Origin of the sequence: Xanthomonas hyacinthi, from assembly GCF_009769165.1 — a bacterium.
Classification (GTDB): domain Bacteria; phylum Pseudomonadota; class Gammaproteobacteria; order Xanthomonadales; family Xanthomonadaceae; genus Xanthomonas_A; species Xanthomonas_A hyacinthi.
On record NZ_CP043476.1, the window covers coordinates 3,248,730 to 3,263,174 of the forward strand.

General features: G+C 69.6%; 12 protein-coding genes. 7 read left to right on the top strand and 5 right to left on the bottom strand.

Translation table 11 applies throughout. The features are described from left to right. Positions 1 to 406 precede the first annotated feature (406 nt). Together cysK and cobA are read right to left on the bottom strand one after the other, a co-directional pair. Positions 407 to 1,366 (bottom strand): cysteine synthase A, encoded by a 960-nt coding sequence (gene cysK, locus FZ025_RS14260; RefSeq protein WP_046978570.1) that lies wholly within the window; start codon positions 1,364 to 1,366, stop codon positions 407 to 409. Between the two features lie 36 nt (positions 1,367 to 1,402). After that, positions 1,403 to 2,617 carry a uroporphyrinogen-III C-methyltransferase gene (cobA, locus tag FZ025_RS14265; RefSeq protein WP_104558254.1) on the bottom strand — a complete coding sequence of 405 codons (1,215 nt, stop codon included), beginning with the start codon at positions 2,615 to 2,617 and terminating at the stop codon, positions 1,403 to 1,405. 168 nt (positions 2,618 to 2,785) lie between these two features. On the opposite strand from cobA, the gene FZ025_RS14270 reads away from it, so the two are divergent. From FZ025_RS14270 to FZ025_RS14285, 4 genes are all read left to right on the top strand, one after another. Then, positions 2,786 to 3,769: a LysR family transcriptional regulator gene (locus tag FZ025_RS14270; protein ID WP_046978567.1), complete on the top strand. Its 984-nt coding sequence runs from the start codon at positions 2,786 to 2,788 to the stop codon at positions 3,767 to 3,769. Positions 3,770 to 4,233: 464 nt separating this feature from the next. Next, a complete protein-coding gene (locus FZ025_RS14275; protein WP_046978566.1) occupies positions 4,234 to 5,331 on the top strand; it encodes a porin in 1,098 nt (365 codons plus the stop codon). A gap of 26 nt (positions 5,332 to 5,357) precedes the next feature. Beyond that, positions 5,358 to 5,768, top strand: coding sequence for a type 2 periplasmic-binding domain-containing protein (locus FZ025_RS14280; protein ID WP_046978565.1), 411 nt, complete (start codon positions 5,358 to 5,360; stop codon positions 5,766 to 5,768). Continuing rightward, the gene (locus tag FZ025_RS14285) at positions 5,725 to 7,983 is read left to right on the top strand and encodes a methyl-accepting chemotaxis protein (protein WP_104558256.1); all 2,259 of its coding nucleotides are present in this window, start codon (positions 5,725 to 5,727) and stop codon (positions 7,981 to 7,983) included. Before FZ025_RS14280 ends, FZ025_RS14285 begins: the two co-directional genes overlap by 44 nt. Before the next feature lie 360 nt (positions 7,984 to 8,343). Here FZ025_RS14285 and arsH read toward each other — a convergent pair whose 3' ends face one another. The 3 genes from arsH to FZ025_RS14300 are packed head-to-tail and all read right to left on the bottom strand — an operon-like array spanning position 8,344 to position 9,867. After that, positions 8,344 to 9,096, bottom strand: a complete 753-nt coding sequence (gene arsH, locus FZ025_RS14290) for an arsenical resistance protein ArsH (protein ID WP_046978563.1) — start codon at positions 9,094 to 9,096, stop codon at positions 8,344 to 8,346. Continuing rightward, entirely contained in the window at positions 9,071 to 9,496 is a 426-nt protein-coding gene (arsC, locus tag FZ025_RS14295) for an arsenate reductase (glutaredoxin) (protein ID WP_046978562.1), read from the bottom strand. Before arsC ends, arsH begins: the two co-directional genes overlap by 26 nt. A 35-nt stretch (positions 9,497 to 9,531) precedes the next feature. Further along, the gene (locus tag FZ025_RS14300) at positions 9,532 to 9,867 is read right to left on the bottom strand and encodes an ArsR/SmtB family transcription factor (RefSeq protein WP_046978561.1); all 336 of its coding nucleotides are present in this window, start codon (positions 9,865 to 9,867) and stop codon (positions 9,532 to 9,534) included. Between the two features lie 365 nt (positions 9,868 to 10,232). Here FZ025_RS14300 and FZ025_RS14305 point away from each other — a divergent pair, with 365 nt between their 5' ends. From FZ025_RS14305 to FZ025_RS14315, 3 genes are all read left to right on the top strand, one after another. Then, positions 10,233 to 10,625, top strand: a complete 393-nt coding sequence (locus FZ025_RS14305) for a DUF2946 family protein (RefSeq protein ID WP_046978560.1) — start codon at positions 10,233 to 10,235, stop codon at positions 10,623 to 10,625. 68 nt (positions 10,626 to 10,693) lie between these two features. Next, positions 10,694 to 12,754: a TonB-dependent receptor gene (locus FZ025_RS14310; protein ID WP_046978559.1), complete on the top strand. Its 2,061-nt coding sequence runs from the start codon at positions 10,694 to 10,696 to the stop codon at positions 12,752 to 12,754. Next, positions 12,754 to 14,223 carry a PepSY-associated TM helix domain-containing protein gene (locus FZ025_RS14315; RefSeq protein ID WP_046978558.1) on the top strand — a complete coding sequence of 490 codons (1,470 nt, stop codon included), beginning with the start codon at positions 12,754 to 12,756 and terminating at the stop codon, positions 14,221 to 14,223. The genes FZ025_RS14310 and FZ025_RS14315 overlap by 1 nt, the downstream gene beginning before the upstream one ends. The last annotated feature ends 222 nt before the right edge of the window (positions 14,224 to 14,445 follow it).

Here is a 14,445-nt window from a genome sequence, read left to right on the forward strand (position 1 = left end):
GACATGCTGCAGGACATGTCGCCCCTCTGCATCCCGGAACGGTTCCGGTTTGTCCTCGGGCGACGCTGCGCATCGTGCCCGGATCCGGTGTTCCTTTATGAGATCCTTCCGTCATTTATCGCATCTGTGGCGTTCCTGGCAAGCGGCTGATGCGTGTTCCAAGGGCACGCCGCCGCGCTCCGGCGTGTGGATGCTTGCTGCGATTGCGGCGACCGCGACGGTTTCTGCGAGCGCATGAGAAAGTCCGGTCTTGCATGCGCTGCGGAACAATTTCCGCAGATGGCATTGCATCGTTCCGTTGCTTCCGGCGCGGCCGGGGACCGACCGCAGCCCAGCGTCCCGTTCGAGGCAATTCCTCGGCACCCGCGGCGATCGCAGGCGCGCCGCGTACTGCGTACTGGCGGCGTTACGGCAGGCCCGCCAGCCAGTCGTCGTCGGAGCCTTCGTTGATGTCGGCGAACAGCGGGGTGGAGAAGTAGCGCTCGCCGGTGTCGGGCAGCATCGCCAGGATCACCGAGCCGGGTGCGGCGGTCTCGGCCACGCGCAGCGCGGTGGCCACGGTGGCGCCGCCGGAGATGCCGGTGAAGATGCCTTCCTCGGCGGCGAGTCGGCGCGAAACGGAGATCGCATCGGTGTCCTCCACGCTCAGCACCTCGTCGTAGACCTCGCGGTTGAGCACCTCGGGCACGAAGTCCGGGGTCCAGCCCTGGATCTTGTGCGGCTTCCATTCCTGGCCCTGCAGCAGGGCGGCGCCGGCCGGCTCGGTGGCGGTGATGCGCACTTCCGGACGCACCAGGCGCAGCACTTCGCCGACGCCGGTGAGGGTGCCGCCGGTGCCCCAGCCGCTGACGAAATGGTCGAGCCGGCGGCCGGCGAAATCGCGCAGGATTTCTGCGGCGGTGGTGCTGCGGTGGTAGGCCGGGTTGGCCGGGTTGGCGAACTGGCGGGCCAGGAACCAGCCGTGCTGCTGGGCCAGTTCCTCGGCCTTGCGCACCATGCCGCTGCCGCGCTCGGCGGCCGGGGTCAGGATCACCTTGGCGCCGAACGCGCGCATCAGCTTGCGGCGCTCGATCGAGAACGTCTCCACCATCGTCGCCACGAACTTGTAGCCGCGCGCGGCGGCGACCATTGCCAGGGCCACGCCGGTATTGCCGGAGGTGGCTTCGACGATGGTGTCGCCGGGCTTGAGCAGGCCCTTGGCCTCGGCGTCGAGCACGATCGCCAGCGCCAGCCGGTCCTTGACCGAGCCGCCGGGATTGAACGCCTCGACCTTGACGTACAGGCTCACGTGCGCGGGCGGCAGGCGCTGCAGCTTGACGATCGGGGTGTGGCCGATGGTGTCGAGGATGTTGTCGTAGATGGCCATGCGCAGGGTCTCCGGAAAGGGATGCGGGGATGCGGGTCAGGCGGCGTGGGCCAGGGTAGGCACGGCCGGCTTCGGGGAAGGTGAGGGCGGTGCGGGCAGCGGCGCGGCGCCGAACCAGTGCAGGGTGGTCGCCAGTGCGGCGACCTCGCCCAGGATCAGCAGCGCCGGCGAACGCACCTGATGCGCGCGGGCGGTATCGGGCAGGTCGGCCAGGGTGCCGACCACCACCCGTTGCTGCGGACGCGCGCCGTTCTCCACCAGCGCGAAGGGGGTGTCGGCGGCGCGGCCGGCGCGCAGCAGGCGCGCGCGCACCGTGTCCAGCCCGGCCACGCCCATGTATACCGCCAGGGTCTGCCGTTCCTGCGCCAGCGCGGCCCAGTCCAGCGTGTCGAACGATTCCTTGCAGTGCGCGGTGACCAGGCGCAGCGACTGCGCATGCTCGCGGTGGGTCAGCGGGATGCCGGCGTAGGCCGCGCAGGCCAGCGCCGCGGTGATGCCCGGCACCACCGCGTAGGGCACGCCGTGCGCGCGCAGATATTCCAGTTCCTCGCCGCCGCGGCCGAACACGAACGGATCGCCGCCCTTCAGCCGCACCACGCGGCGGCCGCGCCGCGCGTGTTCCAGCATCAGCGCGTGGATCTGCTCCTGGCGCACGCTGTGGCCGCTGGCCGACTTGCCGACTTCGATCGCCTCGGCGGTGCCCGGCAGCAGGTCCAGGATCGCGGCGCTGACCAGGCGGTCGTGCAGGACCACGTCGGCGCTGCGCAGCGCGTGCAGCGCGTTGAGCGTCAGCAGCCCGGGATCGCCGGGGCCGGCGCCGACCAGGGTCACCGTGCCGGGACGGATCGGTGGCGCCAGCGCCGCGACGGCGGATGCGCCGATGTCGAGCTGCGCGTCGCCTGCCGCGGGCGCGGCGGCCGGAGCGGCCGCGCCGGGCGCGGTCTGCGCCAGCACCCGCTGCGCGGCGGCCGCCTGCAGCGCCAGCCGGTTCAGTGCAGGCTCGTCGCTGGCGGCGATCAGGTACCACACCGCGTCCAGCCAGGCGGCATCGAAGCTACCGCGCAGCCACCGGAGGCGTCCGGCGTCGGCCCAGGCCTGCAGTGCCGGGGTCAGCGCCGGCGCGCCCAGCCGCGGCGCGGCGCCGGCCGCGAGCAATGCCTGCACCTGGCGCTCGGCGGCGTCACCGCCGCCGACCACCAGCACGGGCCGCTCGCGCAGGTCCGGATACAACGCAATCGGGGCAGGACTCACGGCGGTCGCGGCGTAGGAAGGAGGAGGAAGGGGTGACCGTAGCGCCGGCTTATAGCGCCCGGAAATGACTTCATGCATCTGTCAGATAGCTTTCGGTTATAAGGTGGAAGTCCCATTTCTCCACTACAGTCGTGGCTGCTCCCGCCCGGTAGCGCCGCCCTCGCTCCGATGACGCTGACCCAACTCCGCTACCTCGTCGCCATCGCCGATGCCGATCTCAACATCACCCTGGCGGCGGCGCGCGTGCACGCCACCCAGCCGGGGCTGTCCAAGCAGCTCAAGCAGCTGGAGGACGAACTCGGCTTCCTGCTGTTCGTGCGCAAGGGCCGCAGCCTGGAGACGGTGACCCCGGCCGGCCGCGAAGTGATCGAGCGCGCGCGTGCGGTGCTGGCCGAAGCCAGCAACATCCGCACCTACGCCGCCAACCAGCGCCGCGAGAGCCAGGGCCAGCTGACCCTGACCACCACCCACACGCAGGCGCGCTTCGTGCTGCCGCCGGCGGTGGCGCAGATCAAGCAGGCGTATCCGCAGGTCAGCGTGCACCTGCAGCAGGCGGCCGAGAGCGCGGCGCTGGACCTGCTCAGCCAGGGCGATGCCGACATCGCCATCGTCAGCACCGCCGGCAGCGAGCCGGGGGCCGGCATCGCGGTGCCGCTGTACCGCTGGCGGCGGCTGGTACTGGTGCCGCGCGGGCATGCGCTGGACCTGCCGAAGCGGGTGCCGGACATGGCCGCGCTGGCGGCGCAGCCGCTGATCAGCTACGAATCCTCGACCCGTTCCGGCTCCTCGCTGCAGCGCGCCTTCAGCCGGCTCGGGCTGGAGCCGAGCATCGCCCTGACCGCGCTCGACGCCGACCTGATCAAGACCTACGTGCGCGCCGGACTCGGCGTCGGCCTGCTCGCGGAGATGGCGGTGCATGCCGGCGACACCGACCTGCGCGCCTGGCCGGCGCCGCCGGAGATCCCCGAGTGCATCGCCTGGGCGGTGCTGCCGCGCGACCGCGTGCTGCGCGACTACGCGCTGGAGCTGGTGCATGTGCTGGCCCCGCAGATCGATACCCGCGACCTGCGCCGGGTCATGGAGGGCAACCAGGAACCGGACTGGCCGACCCCGCCGAGCTGGGAAGAACTGACCCAGACCATCACCAGCTGAGGCGCCGCCGCCTGGGCCGGCGCCGGCGCGCCTAGTCGCCTTGCGCGGCAGCGGCACGGCCGGCCCGCGGCGGGCACGGCGCAGGAGCGCTGCTTCCGACGCGATGGCTGCAGGGTTCCATCGCGCTGACCGCATGCGCGTGACGGGCATCGTTGGCAGGCGGCCGGTCCGCACATGGCGCTGCGCTGCCTCGCGTGGCGCCCCACCTTGCGTCCAGCACTTGCGCGAGGTCGCGCGGCAGCCATTTTGTTGCGGCGCAACATCTAGTGCTTGTGCCAAGCAATTGTTTTCGATGGGAATTTCAAGAAATTGAATGATTCTCATCGCGCTCCTGTCAGGAACTTCCGCAGCCCCTGTAGGGGAGTTGCGAGGGCATCTGTCAACGGCCGTCAAGTTCGCCCCGACACAGTCGTTACAGATTCCACTGCGACGCACAAAGCGCCGCTTAGCTCGGAGAGAAGCTCATGGCCTGCCGTCCCACCTTGCCTCGTTCGATCGTCTTCCTGGCGTTGAGCACCTGCCTGTCGCCGGCGTTCGCCGTCGAACTCGGCGAGCATTTCACGCTCAGCGGTTTCGGAACCCTTGCCGCGCTGCGCACGGATACCGACGATGCCCGCTACATCCGCGAATCGCAGAACCGAGGCGCTGGCGATGCGCTGAATTTTGCGACCGATTCCAATTTCGGCCTGCAGCTCACCGGCAAGGCCAACGATTGGCTGTCGGCGACCGTGCAGACCGTCACCAAACGCCGTTCCGATGCCTACAACGCCACGCAGGTGGATTGGGCTTTCGTGAAAGTACAACCGATCGCAAACCTGAGCGTGCGTGCCGGCCTGACGACGCTGCCGACCTTCGCCATTTCCGACTCGCGCAGCATCGGTTACGCCAATCCATGGATCCATGCGCCCAATGAGGTATACGGCATCGCGTTCGTGGATCGGCTCACCGGCGTCGACGCCAGCTATGCCCACGATCTGGGCGGCGGTACCGTCAAGCTCACTGTGCTGGCCGGCAGCTCGCAATTCACGTTCGAGACGGGCGGGGTGATCTACAAGCAGGACATGAAGCGCCTGCGCGGCGCCAGCTTGCAATGGGAAAACGACTGGCTCAGCCTGCGCGCCGGGCGTGTGCAAGGCCGTCCGCAGCTGCCTGCGTTCTTTGGCGCCGACAACGAGGTCTTTACGTTCGACGGTTTCGGCGCGGTCTTGAACCACAGCAATGTGCTGCTGCAGGCCGAATATGTGATGCGCCGCTCGGACAAGCTGCCCGCGTTGATCGACGCCGATGCATGGTACGTCCTCGGCGGCTACCGCATCGGCGATTTCCAGCCGTTCGTCAGCTACGCCAAGCTCGACCCGGCCGATGGCGCGGCTCCCAGCAATGGCCGCCAGACCACCACCTCGCTGGGACTGCGCTGGGACTTCCATCGCTCCTTCGCGCTGAAGGGGCAATGGGACATGGTCGATACGCATGGGACCCCGGGTGTGAGCTTCAACGACATCAGGCCGGGCTTCGACGGCAAGGTCAATGTCTTCGCCCTGGCACTCGATTTCGTGTTCTAACGCCGTTACCACCTGCGGAGATTTCCATGAAGAAGATCCATATCGCCGTCGCCGGTTTGGCGTTGCTGGCACCGTTGAGCGCCGTCGCCGGTGCGATCGTGGCGGCGAAAGATTCGCCGGTCACCATCGCCAACGTGGACGAGGCCAAGAAAGTGTTCCTCGGCCGCCAGGCCAGCAGCGGCGGCAAGACCCTGCTGCTGCATTACCAGAAGAATCCAGCCGTGCGCGGCGAGTTCGAAACCAAGGTGCTGGGCAAGACCGGCGCCGATCTCGCCGGCTACTGGTCCAAGCTGATATTCACCGGCAAGGCCACGGCGCCGACCGAGGTGGCCGACGATGCCGCAGTCAAGGCGAAGCTGAAGGGCAATCCCGCGGCGGTCGGCTATATCAGTGATGCGGCGGTGGATGACTCGGTCAAGGTACTGCTCAAGTATTGAAGCGCCGCTCGGTCAACAATTGGGGAGATATCCGATGTCAGCAACGACAAGACGCCTGTTCCTGCCCGGCGTAGGCGCGATTGCACGTTTCAATGGGCGCCTGTCCGGGCGCCTGCGCCATCTGTCCATCCGCGCCAAGATCCTGCTGCTGCCGGCCATCGCCCTGCTGGGTCTGGTCGGCTACAGCATCCATACGATGGTGGTGTCGCGCGGCAACATCCAAACGCTCGAACGTTTCGCCGACCATGCGCTGCCGGTGATGTCGCTGGCCGCGCAGGCCAGCCAGGGGCTGGTCGAGACCCAGGCCACGTTCACCCAGGCGCTGGGCGACAAGGACGAGTTCCTGCTCGAGGATGCGATCAAGGCCGGGCAGGCCACGCGGGCGAAGATCGTGGCGATCAAGTCCAAGGATCCTTCCTATGCGCAGCGGATCGACCAGCTGGTGGCGATATGGGACCGCTATGTCGAGAAAAGCCGGCTGGCGGTCGCTGGCGTGATCGGTGGCGACGGCGACATGAGTGCGTTCCAGACGCTGGTCGGCGACAAGCAGGCGGCCTACCGGAAGGTCCACGAAGCCTTGACCAGGCTGGGCGCGGACAGCGAATCCAGCTTCAAGAACGCGCTGGACGATGCGGCCGGGAAAGCCAACCGCGCGGCATGGATAGGCGTGTGGACGACCTTGGCGCTGCTGTTGCTGACGGCCTTCGCCGCGCTGTTGATCGATGCCGCGATCAGGCAGCCGATCGAGCGCCTGAACCAGGCGATCGGCCAGGTCGCGCGCGGCGATTTCACGGTACGCGTGGAAGACGCCGGGCGCGATGCGATCAGCACCATGTGTCGCTCGTTCAATGCCCTGCTGGTAGCGCTCAATGCGGCGATCGGCGAAACCAATCATGTGCTCGCGGCGGTAGGCCGCGGCGACTTCGGCCAACGCGTACGCGCCGACCTGCCCGGCGACCTGGCCGAGCTCAAGCGCGGCGTCAACGCTGGCGCCGACAGCGTGCAGCGGACCATGGATGCCTTGGACGCGGTGATGGAGGCGTTGTCCGCCGGCAATTTCGAGGTGCGCATGAGCCAGGACGTGCAAGGAGAATCGAGCGCCAAGGTGGACCGCGCGATGTGCCTGCTGCAGGAGTCGCTGGAGCAACTCAAGCGCAGCCTGTCGGCGACCGCCGCGGGCGACTTCAGCCAGCGCATCGAGACCGACCTGCCCGGCGACCTGGGCGCACTCAAGCAGGCGGTCAACCAGTCGCTGGACGGGCTCGATCAGGCCTTCGCCGACATCACCGCGACCACGCACGCGCTGGCGCAAGGCGACTTGACCCGGCGCATGCGCGGTACCTACTCCGGGGCCCTGCGCGAACTGGCGCAAAGCCTCGACGGTTCGCTCGACAGCCTGGGGCAAGTGATCTGCGAAGTGGCCGAGACCGCAGCGGACGTGAGCCTCGGCGTCAACGAGATCGCCGCGGGCAATGCCGACCTGTCGGTGCGCACCGAACGTCAGGCGGCGGCATTGGAACAGAGCACGGCCAGCATCGGCAGTCTGCTGGAATCCTCGCGGCAGGCCGCCGACAACAGCCGCCAGACCAGTGAGCTTACCCAGAGCGCGTTGAGCGGATCTCGCGATGGCGCCGAGGTGGTCGGCAAAGCCGGGCATTCGATGCAAGAGATCAACCTGTCCAGCAAGCGGATCGGCGATATCGTCGGGCTGATCGACTCGGTGGCGTTCCAGACCAACCTGTTGGCCTTGAACGCGGCGGTCGAGGCCGCGCGAGCGGGCGAGTACGGCCGCGGCTTTGCGGTCGTGGCCGGCGAGGTCCGGAATCTGGCGCACCGTACCGCGGCCTCGGCCAAGGAGATTCGCGGGCTGATCGGCGAGTCCAACCAGCGCGTTGCCGAAGGCACGGAGCTGGTCAACGCGACGCGCAGCCAGCTGCAGGCGATCAACCAGACCAACGAACGCGTCGCGGTGCTGTCGCGCGCGGCGGCGGCGGCGGCGCAGGATCAATCGCAAGGGCTGCAGGAGTTGAGCCGTGCGGTCGCCGATCTGGAGGCGGTGAATCAGCAGAACAGTGCGCTGGTGGAGGAGGTGGCCGCGTCCAGCGATACCTTGCGCGAGCGCGCGCAGCTACTGGAGCAGACGGTAGCGCGTTTCCGTTTGCAGGGCGCCACGTCCGACGCCGGCGCGCTCAGAGCGATGCCGATGGCATCGTGACGGCGCCAAACCGGCATGGCCGCGAACGACGGCGGCATTCACGGCTATCCCGATCGGGTTGGCCGGCTGTGGCAGGCGCAGCGGGCGGTGGCAGCGTCGCCACGCAGCGGCTGCCCAGGTCCCGCGGGCTGCACGCCTCGACACTGCCTGGTTCCACGCTTGCATCACTGGGGGGCCGCTGTCGATCGGCTTGACCGCCGCGATCGGGATCTGGCCAATCAGCGCCGCCGGCGGATGCTGCGGTCGAATGCCGGCGCGCGCGCGTTTCCAGGATCGCGTAGCCATGCAGCGCGCGCGACGGCGATCGGGCGCGCGGTCCAGGGCATGGGACATGGTTCACGGGTGTTGGCGCCGCCGCGCTCATGCCGTCGCGGCGGCTGCGCCCGGGGCGGCGCCGGATGCCGCGGCCAGGGTCTCGCTCCCGGGCAGGCGCTCGCTGTAGCGGTCGACCAGGTGCGGCGCCAGGTCGCGGGTGAGCAGGGTGAACTTGACCAGTTCCTCCATCACATCCACCACCCGGTCGTAGTACGCCGACGGACGCATCCGCCCAGGCGTGTCGAATTCCTGCCAGGCCTTGGCCACCGACGACTGGTTGGGGATGGTCAGCATGCGCATCCAGCGGCCGAGCACGCGCATCTGGTTGAGCGCATTGAACGACTGCGAGCCGCCGGACACCTGCAGCAGCGCCAGGGTCTTGCCCTGGGTAGGGCGCAACGCGCCCTGGCTGAGCGGGATCCAGTCGATCTGCGCCTTGAGCACCGCGCTCATCGCGCCGTGCCGTTCCGGCGACGACCAGACCATGCCTTCGCTCCACAGGGCCAGCTGGCGCAGTTCCTGCACCTTCGCATCGCTGTCGGGCACGGCATCGGGCAGCGGCAGGCCGGTGGGATCGAACAGGCGCGTTTCCGCGCCCATCGCCTGCAGCAGCCGCGCCGCTTCCAGCGCCAGCAGCTTGCTGTAGGAGCGCTCGCGCAGCGAGCCGTACAGCAGCAGGAGGCGCGGCGGATGCGCGGCGCGGGCGGCGCTCAGCGCCAGCGGATCCGGGCGCACGAACGCGGCCGGGTCCAGGTTCGGCAGCTCGGACAGGTCAACCGACACGGCGGCCGTCCGCATCGATCAGCGGTTCGCCGTCTTCCTTGGCGAAGGCGCCGCGCTGCGGCGAGGGCAGGATATCCAGCACCGTTTCCGACGGCCGGCACAGGCGCGTGCCCAGCGCGGTGACCACGATCGGCCGGTTGATCAGGATCGGGTGCTGCAGCATCGCGTCCAGCAGCGCGTTGTCGTCCAGCGCCGGGTCGTCCAGGCCCAGTTCGGCGTAGGGCGTGCCCTTGTGCCGGATCGCCTCGCGCAGCGGAATGCCCAGCGCCGCGATCAGCGCCTGCAGGGTGGCGCGGTCCGGCGGGGTTTTCAGGTATTCGACCACGCTCGGTTCCGCGCCGCTGTTGCGGATCAGTCCGAGGACATTGCGCGAGGTGCCGCAGGCGGGGTTGTGGTAGATCGTGATGGGGCTCATCGGGGGGACTCGGTGCGATTAAGGAAGACGCAGCGCTATGCCGTGCACGCGGCGCTGGGCGCTGCAGCGTCGGGCAGCGGGCAGGTGCCGTTGCCGCAGCAGTTCTCGGTCAGGAAGCCGATCAGCGCGTCCATGCGCGCGTAGTCGGCGCGCAGCCGGATCACCCGGCCCTGGCGTTCGTCGGCGATCAGGCCGGCACCGCGCAGCACGTGCAGGTGCGCGGTCAGCGTAGCCGGCGCCAGCCCCAACGCGGCGCGCAGTTCGCCCACCGCCATCCCGTCCGGCCCGGCCTGGACCAGGGCGCGGTAGGCGGCCAGGCGGTGCGCGTGAGCCAGCGCGCGCAAGGCGGCAACGGTGTGGTTGGCGTCCATCGTTTCGATATTTCCAGAAGTTACGAAATTAGGCAAGCGGCAGCTAGAACCGCTGCGGCCGACATGTGCAGCGCTGTGTCCCGTCGGATGCGATGCGGCGGGGCATGCCCGGGCCGGCCATGCGCGCCGAACACTGCGTGGCGTGCGACCGACAGGGCTGCGTCGCCGAAGGTGCCGTTCGATCCGCTCGCCGGGCCGTCTGTCGTTGCAGTTGCGGGGGGGCAAGCCGGCGGATGGCGATCGCGGCCGATTTTGGCGGCCTGCCGTCGGCGGCCGTTCCGCGCGGCCGGGATGCGCGCTTATGTCGCGTTGGCGCCGCGCGGGGCCTCGACTAGACTGCGGCGGTGATTCGCCGCCGCCGCCCGATGTTGCTCTGGGGAACGCTCGCCATGCTGGCGATCGTGCTGATGCTGGCTGTGCCGTTGCTGAGCCGCTGGCGGCAGGCGCGGTCCGGCGACTGGGCCGCTGCCGCGGCGGGGGCGCTGTGCACCAGCCGCGGCCTGCAATCGATCCTGCCGTTGCCGGCCGTGGGGTTGCCTGCCCACCACGCCGGCGCCCATGACGACGGCGGCATGCTGCACGAGCAGGCCTGCGACTACTGCCTGCTGGCCGCGCGCCTGCTGCCCTTGCTGGCGCTGCTGTGGCTGGTGTTGCCCTGGTTGCGCCAGCGCGCGCCGCTGGCCTCGCCGCGCCCGCCGGTGGTGGACACGGGCACCTGGCGCGCTCACGCCGCACGTGGGCCTCCACTGCACTCCTGAAACACGAACCGCTGTTCTTTCGTGCCGCGGCGTCGCCGCGGCACGTCTTCGTGCTGATGGAGTCATCGATGATCCGTTTCTTTTCCGTGCCGCGCATGGCGGCGTACGGCTGCGTCTGTGTCGCGGCCAGCGTGACCGCGCCGAGCTACGCTGCCGATAGCGGCGTGCAGCCGCCCGCCGGCGATTCCGCATTGACCCTGGGCAAGGTCCAGGTCAGCGCCAATCCGCTGTCCTTGCCCACCGCGCGCAGCGTCCTGAGTTCCGTGGACATCCTCGGCGGCGACCTGTTGCAGGACCAGCACGTGGACTACAGCTGGGAGCTGCTGATGCGCGCGCCCGGCGTGCAGGTCACCCAGTTCAAGATGGGCACCGATGCCGGCCGCTTCTCGTTCCGCGGCTTCAACGGCGAAGGCCGGGTCAACGCGGTCAAGCTGCTGATCGACGGGGTTCCCAGCAACGACAACGCCGGCGGCATGCCGTACCTGGACGCAGTGTTTCCGCTGGACATCGCCGCGATCGAGATCGTGCGCGGCACCAACGATCCGCGCTACGGGCTGGACGCCATCGCCGGCAGCGTGGATGTGCTGACCCGCAGCGGCGGCAACGACGGCCGCGCCAGCGTCACCGCCGGCAGCTTCGGCACCCGTGAGGTGCAGGCCAGCCAGGGCATCGAGCGCGGCGGCTGGAGCCAGAACTATTTCGCCGCCTGGCGCGACAGCGACGGCTACCGCGATCACGCCGACGCGCGCAAGCGCGCGTTCGCCGGCAAATGGTTCTATACCGCGCCGGACTTAGCCTGGCGCGCCGGGCTCAGCGCACGCTATTACCGCAACGCCGCGCTGGAGGCGGGCTATCTGGATTACGCCAGCGCGCAACGCGCGCCGCGCAGCTCGCCGGACTATGCGCGCGACGACCGCAGCGGGCGCCAGACCGGGCAGCTGAGCCTGCACCTGGACGCACAGTTGGCCGACGCCGTGCAGGGCAGCGCCAAGCTGTACTGGAATCGCTACCAGAACCAGCGCTGGGTGCGCTTCACCGCCGCCGGCGCGCAGCAGGAACGCGATACCGACGAAACCCAGCGCGGTTTCCTGGCCAAGGCCAGCTGGCGTCCCGAGGTGGACTGGGCGACGTCGTTCGCGCTGGAAGGCGGCATCGACGCGCAATGGCAGGACAACACCTCGCAACGCTATCGCACCGTGGCGCGGGTGCGCACCGCGCCGTTGCGCGATTGGGATTTCGACCTGGACACGCGCGGCGCCTACGTGCAGGCGGTGATCCGCCCGTTCGAGCGCTTGCAGCTGGTGCCGGGCTACCGTGTGGACTGGGTCGACGGCAGCTTCCGCGATCGGCTCGGCGGCGCGCGCTATCCGGCCTACGCCTACGGCGCGATCCAGCAACCCAAGCTCAGCGCGGTGTTCGCGCTGACCGCGCAGAGCAGCGTCTATGCCAACCTCGGCCGCACCTTCCAGATCGGCAGCGGCAACGGCGCCTACCGCAGCCAGCCCGGCAACCTGGCGCCGTCCTACAACGACGGCTGGGAAGCCGGATTGAAGTTCGCCGACGGCAGGCGGCTGGATGCGCGCATCGCCTACTGGGAGCAGCGCGCCTCCGACGAGGTGGCGACCATCCTCGGCGTCGATGGCACGGTCGGCACTGGCGAGGTCGGCAACGTCGGCAAGACCTTGCGTCGCGGCTGGGATGCGCAGCTGAACCTGCGTGCGGACGAACGCTGGACGCTGTGGCTGGCGTATTCGCGGCAGCGCGCGCTCATCGTCACCCCCGATCCGAGCGCGCCGGCCACGCGCGGCAAGGAGATCGAGAACGTGCCGCACTACCTGGCCAGCGCCGGCATCGACTGGCAGGCCACGCCGCGGCTGAAGCTGTCGGCCTGGGGCAATGCGCAGGGCGACTACTACGTGGAGCGCAGCAATACGCTGGGCCGCTACGGCGGCTATGCGCTGGCCAACCTGGGGGCGACCTGGGCGTGGCGCGCGCAGCGCGAGCTGTCGCTGCAGCTGAAGAACCTGAGCGACCGCCACTACGTCTACGCCTGGTACGACAGCGGTTCCTCCGGCTACTCGCCGGGCGATGGCCGCGCGTTGTACGCCAGCCTCAGCTGGGGTTGGTGATGGCCATGCCGAACCCGGCGGCGGCGGCGCCGGCGCGCTTCTATCGCGCGGTGTGGCGCTGGCATTTCTACGCCGGCCTGCTGGTGCTGCCGCTGTTGGCCTGGCTGGCGCTGACCGGCGCCGCCTTCGTCTACCAGCAGCCGATCGACGGCTACTTCCACCGCGCGCTGAAGACGGTTGCGGTGCCGGCGCAGGCGCAGGCGGCTACGCCGCAGCGGCTGGTCGCCGTCGCGCTGGCGGCGCAGCCGGGGCAGGCGCTGCGCTACACCACGCCGCCGCGGCGCGATGCGTCGGCGGAAGTGACCGTGGGCACGGCTGACGGCCGCCGCGTGGTGGTGTACGTGGATCCGTACCGGGCGCGGGTGCTGGGTCGCTTGCCCGAGCACGGCACGGTGGCGTGGACGATCCGGCGCCTGCACAGCCTGGCCCTGGTCGGGCCATGGGCCAGCGCGTTGATCGAAGTGGCTGCGGGCTGGGCGATCCTGCTGGTGCTGACCGGTGTGTACCTGTGGTGGCCGCGCGGCCGCCGCGGCGGCGTCACCACAGTGCGCGGGCGGCCACCGCAGCGCGTGTTCTGGCGCGATACGCATGCGCTGACCGGCAGCGTGGTCGGCGCGATGCTGCTGTTCCTGGCGCTGACCGGGATGCCGTGGTCGTGGTTCTGGGGCGCGCAGGTCAACCGTCTCGTCAACGGCCATCACTACGGCTATCCGGCCGGCTTGCGCGTGGACCTGCCGATGTCCACGCAGCGCCTGAGCGACGAAGAGGTGCCGGCCTGGTCGCTGCGCCAGGCGCGGCTGCCGCAGTCGCAGTTGCCGAAGACTGCGTCGATGCCGATGTCGATGCCAATCGTGGCGCCAGGCGCGCCTTCAGTGCCGAGCGCCGCGGACAACGGCAACGACGCGCATGCCGCGCATGGCGGCATGGCGATGGAGGCGATGCCGCCGCAGCCTGCGGCAGCCGGCGCGATCGGCCTGGACGCGGCGGTGGCGCGCTTCCAGGCGCGCGGCATCGCCGCCGGCTACAGCGTGGCGCAGCCGCGCGGCGTGCGCGGCGTGTACACCGCGTCGGTATATCCGCCGGACCTGGCGCAGCAGCGGGTGATCCACCTGGACCAGTACAGCGGCAAGGTGCTGCTGGACATGCGCTACGCCGATTACGGGCCGCTGGCCAAGGCACTGGAATGGGGCATCAACGTGCACCTCGGGCAGCAGTACGGCACGTTCAACCAGCTGCTGCTGATCGCCTCGTGCCTGGGCATCCTGCTGCTGTGCGTCAGCGCCGCGCTGATGTGGTGGAAACGCCGCCCGGTCGGCGGGCTGGGCGTGCCGCCACCGCCAGCGGACCGGCGCAGCATGCGCGGCGTGCTCGCGCTGCTGGCGATCGGCGGCGCGCTGTTCCCGCTGGTCGGGGTGTCGCTGTTGCTGATGCTGGCGCTGGATTGGTGGTGGGTGCTGCGGCGGGAGTGAGGTGGGGCTGGCTGGGCCGTTGCCCTGTCCGAATGCGCTGTAGGAGGGGTTTTCAACCCCGACCGCTTGCGCGGCCTGGCGCCGTAGCGGCTGCGCTCTGCGCTTTGTCGCGGTTGAAACAGCGTCTACAGGGAGCTGCGCTTAGGCACTGGCCGGGTGCACTGTAGGAGGACTTCAGCCCCGACCGCATCCGAAGCCGAAGGTGCATCGCTGCGTTCGTCG

Coding starts and splice junctions, on each gene's coding strand:
- cysK (WP_046978570.1), bottom strand. CDS start 1,366: ATGGCCATCTACGACAACATCCTCGACACCATCGGCCACACCCCGATC.
- FZ025_RS14270 (WP_046978567.1), top strand. CDS start 2,786: ATGACGCTGACCCAACTCCGCTACCTCGTCGCCATCGCCGATGCCGAT.
- FZ025_RS14275 (WP_046978566.1), top strand. CDS start 4,234: ATGGCCTGCCGTCCCACCTTGCCTCGTTCGATCGTCTTCCTGGCGTTG.
- FZ025_RS14280 (WP_046978565.1), top strand. CDS start 5,358: ATGAAGAAGATCCATATCGCCGTCGCCGGTTTGGCGTTGCTGGCACCG.
- FZ025_RS14285 (WP_104558256.1), top strand. CDS start 5,725: ATGCGGCGGTGGATGACTCGGTCAAGGTACTGCTCAAGTATTGAAGCG.
- arsH (WP_046978563.1), bottom strand. CDS start 9,096: ATGCGGACGGCCGCCGTGTCGGTTGACCTGTCCGAGCTGCCGAACCTG.
- arsC (WP_046978562.1), bottom strand. CDS start 9,496: ATGAGCCCCATCACGATCTACCACAACCCCGCCTGCGGCACCTCGCGC.
- FZ025_RS14300 (WP_046978561.1), bottom strand. CDS start 9,867: ATGGACGCCAACCACACCGTTGCCGCCTTGCGCGCGCTGGCTCACGCG.
- FZ025_RS14305 (WP_046978560.1), top strand. CDS start 10,233: ATGTTGCTCTGGGGAACGCTCGCCATGCTGGCGATCGTGCTGATGCTG.
- FZ025_RS14310 (WP_046978559.1), top strand. CDS start 10,694: ATGATCCGTTTCTTTTCCGTGCCGCGCATGGCGGCGTACGGCTGCGTC.
- FZ025_RS14315 (WP_046978558.1), top strand. CDS start 12,754: ATGGCCATGCCGAACCCGGCGGCGGCGGCGCCGGCGCGCTTCTATCGC.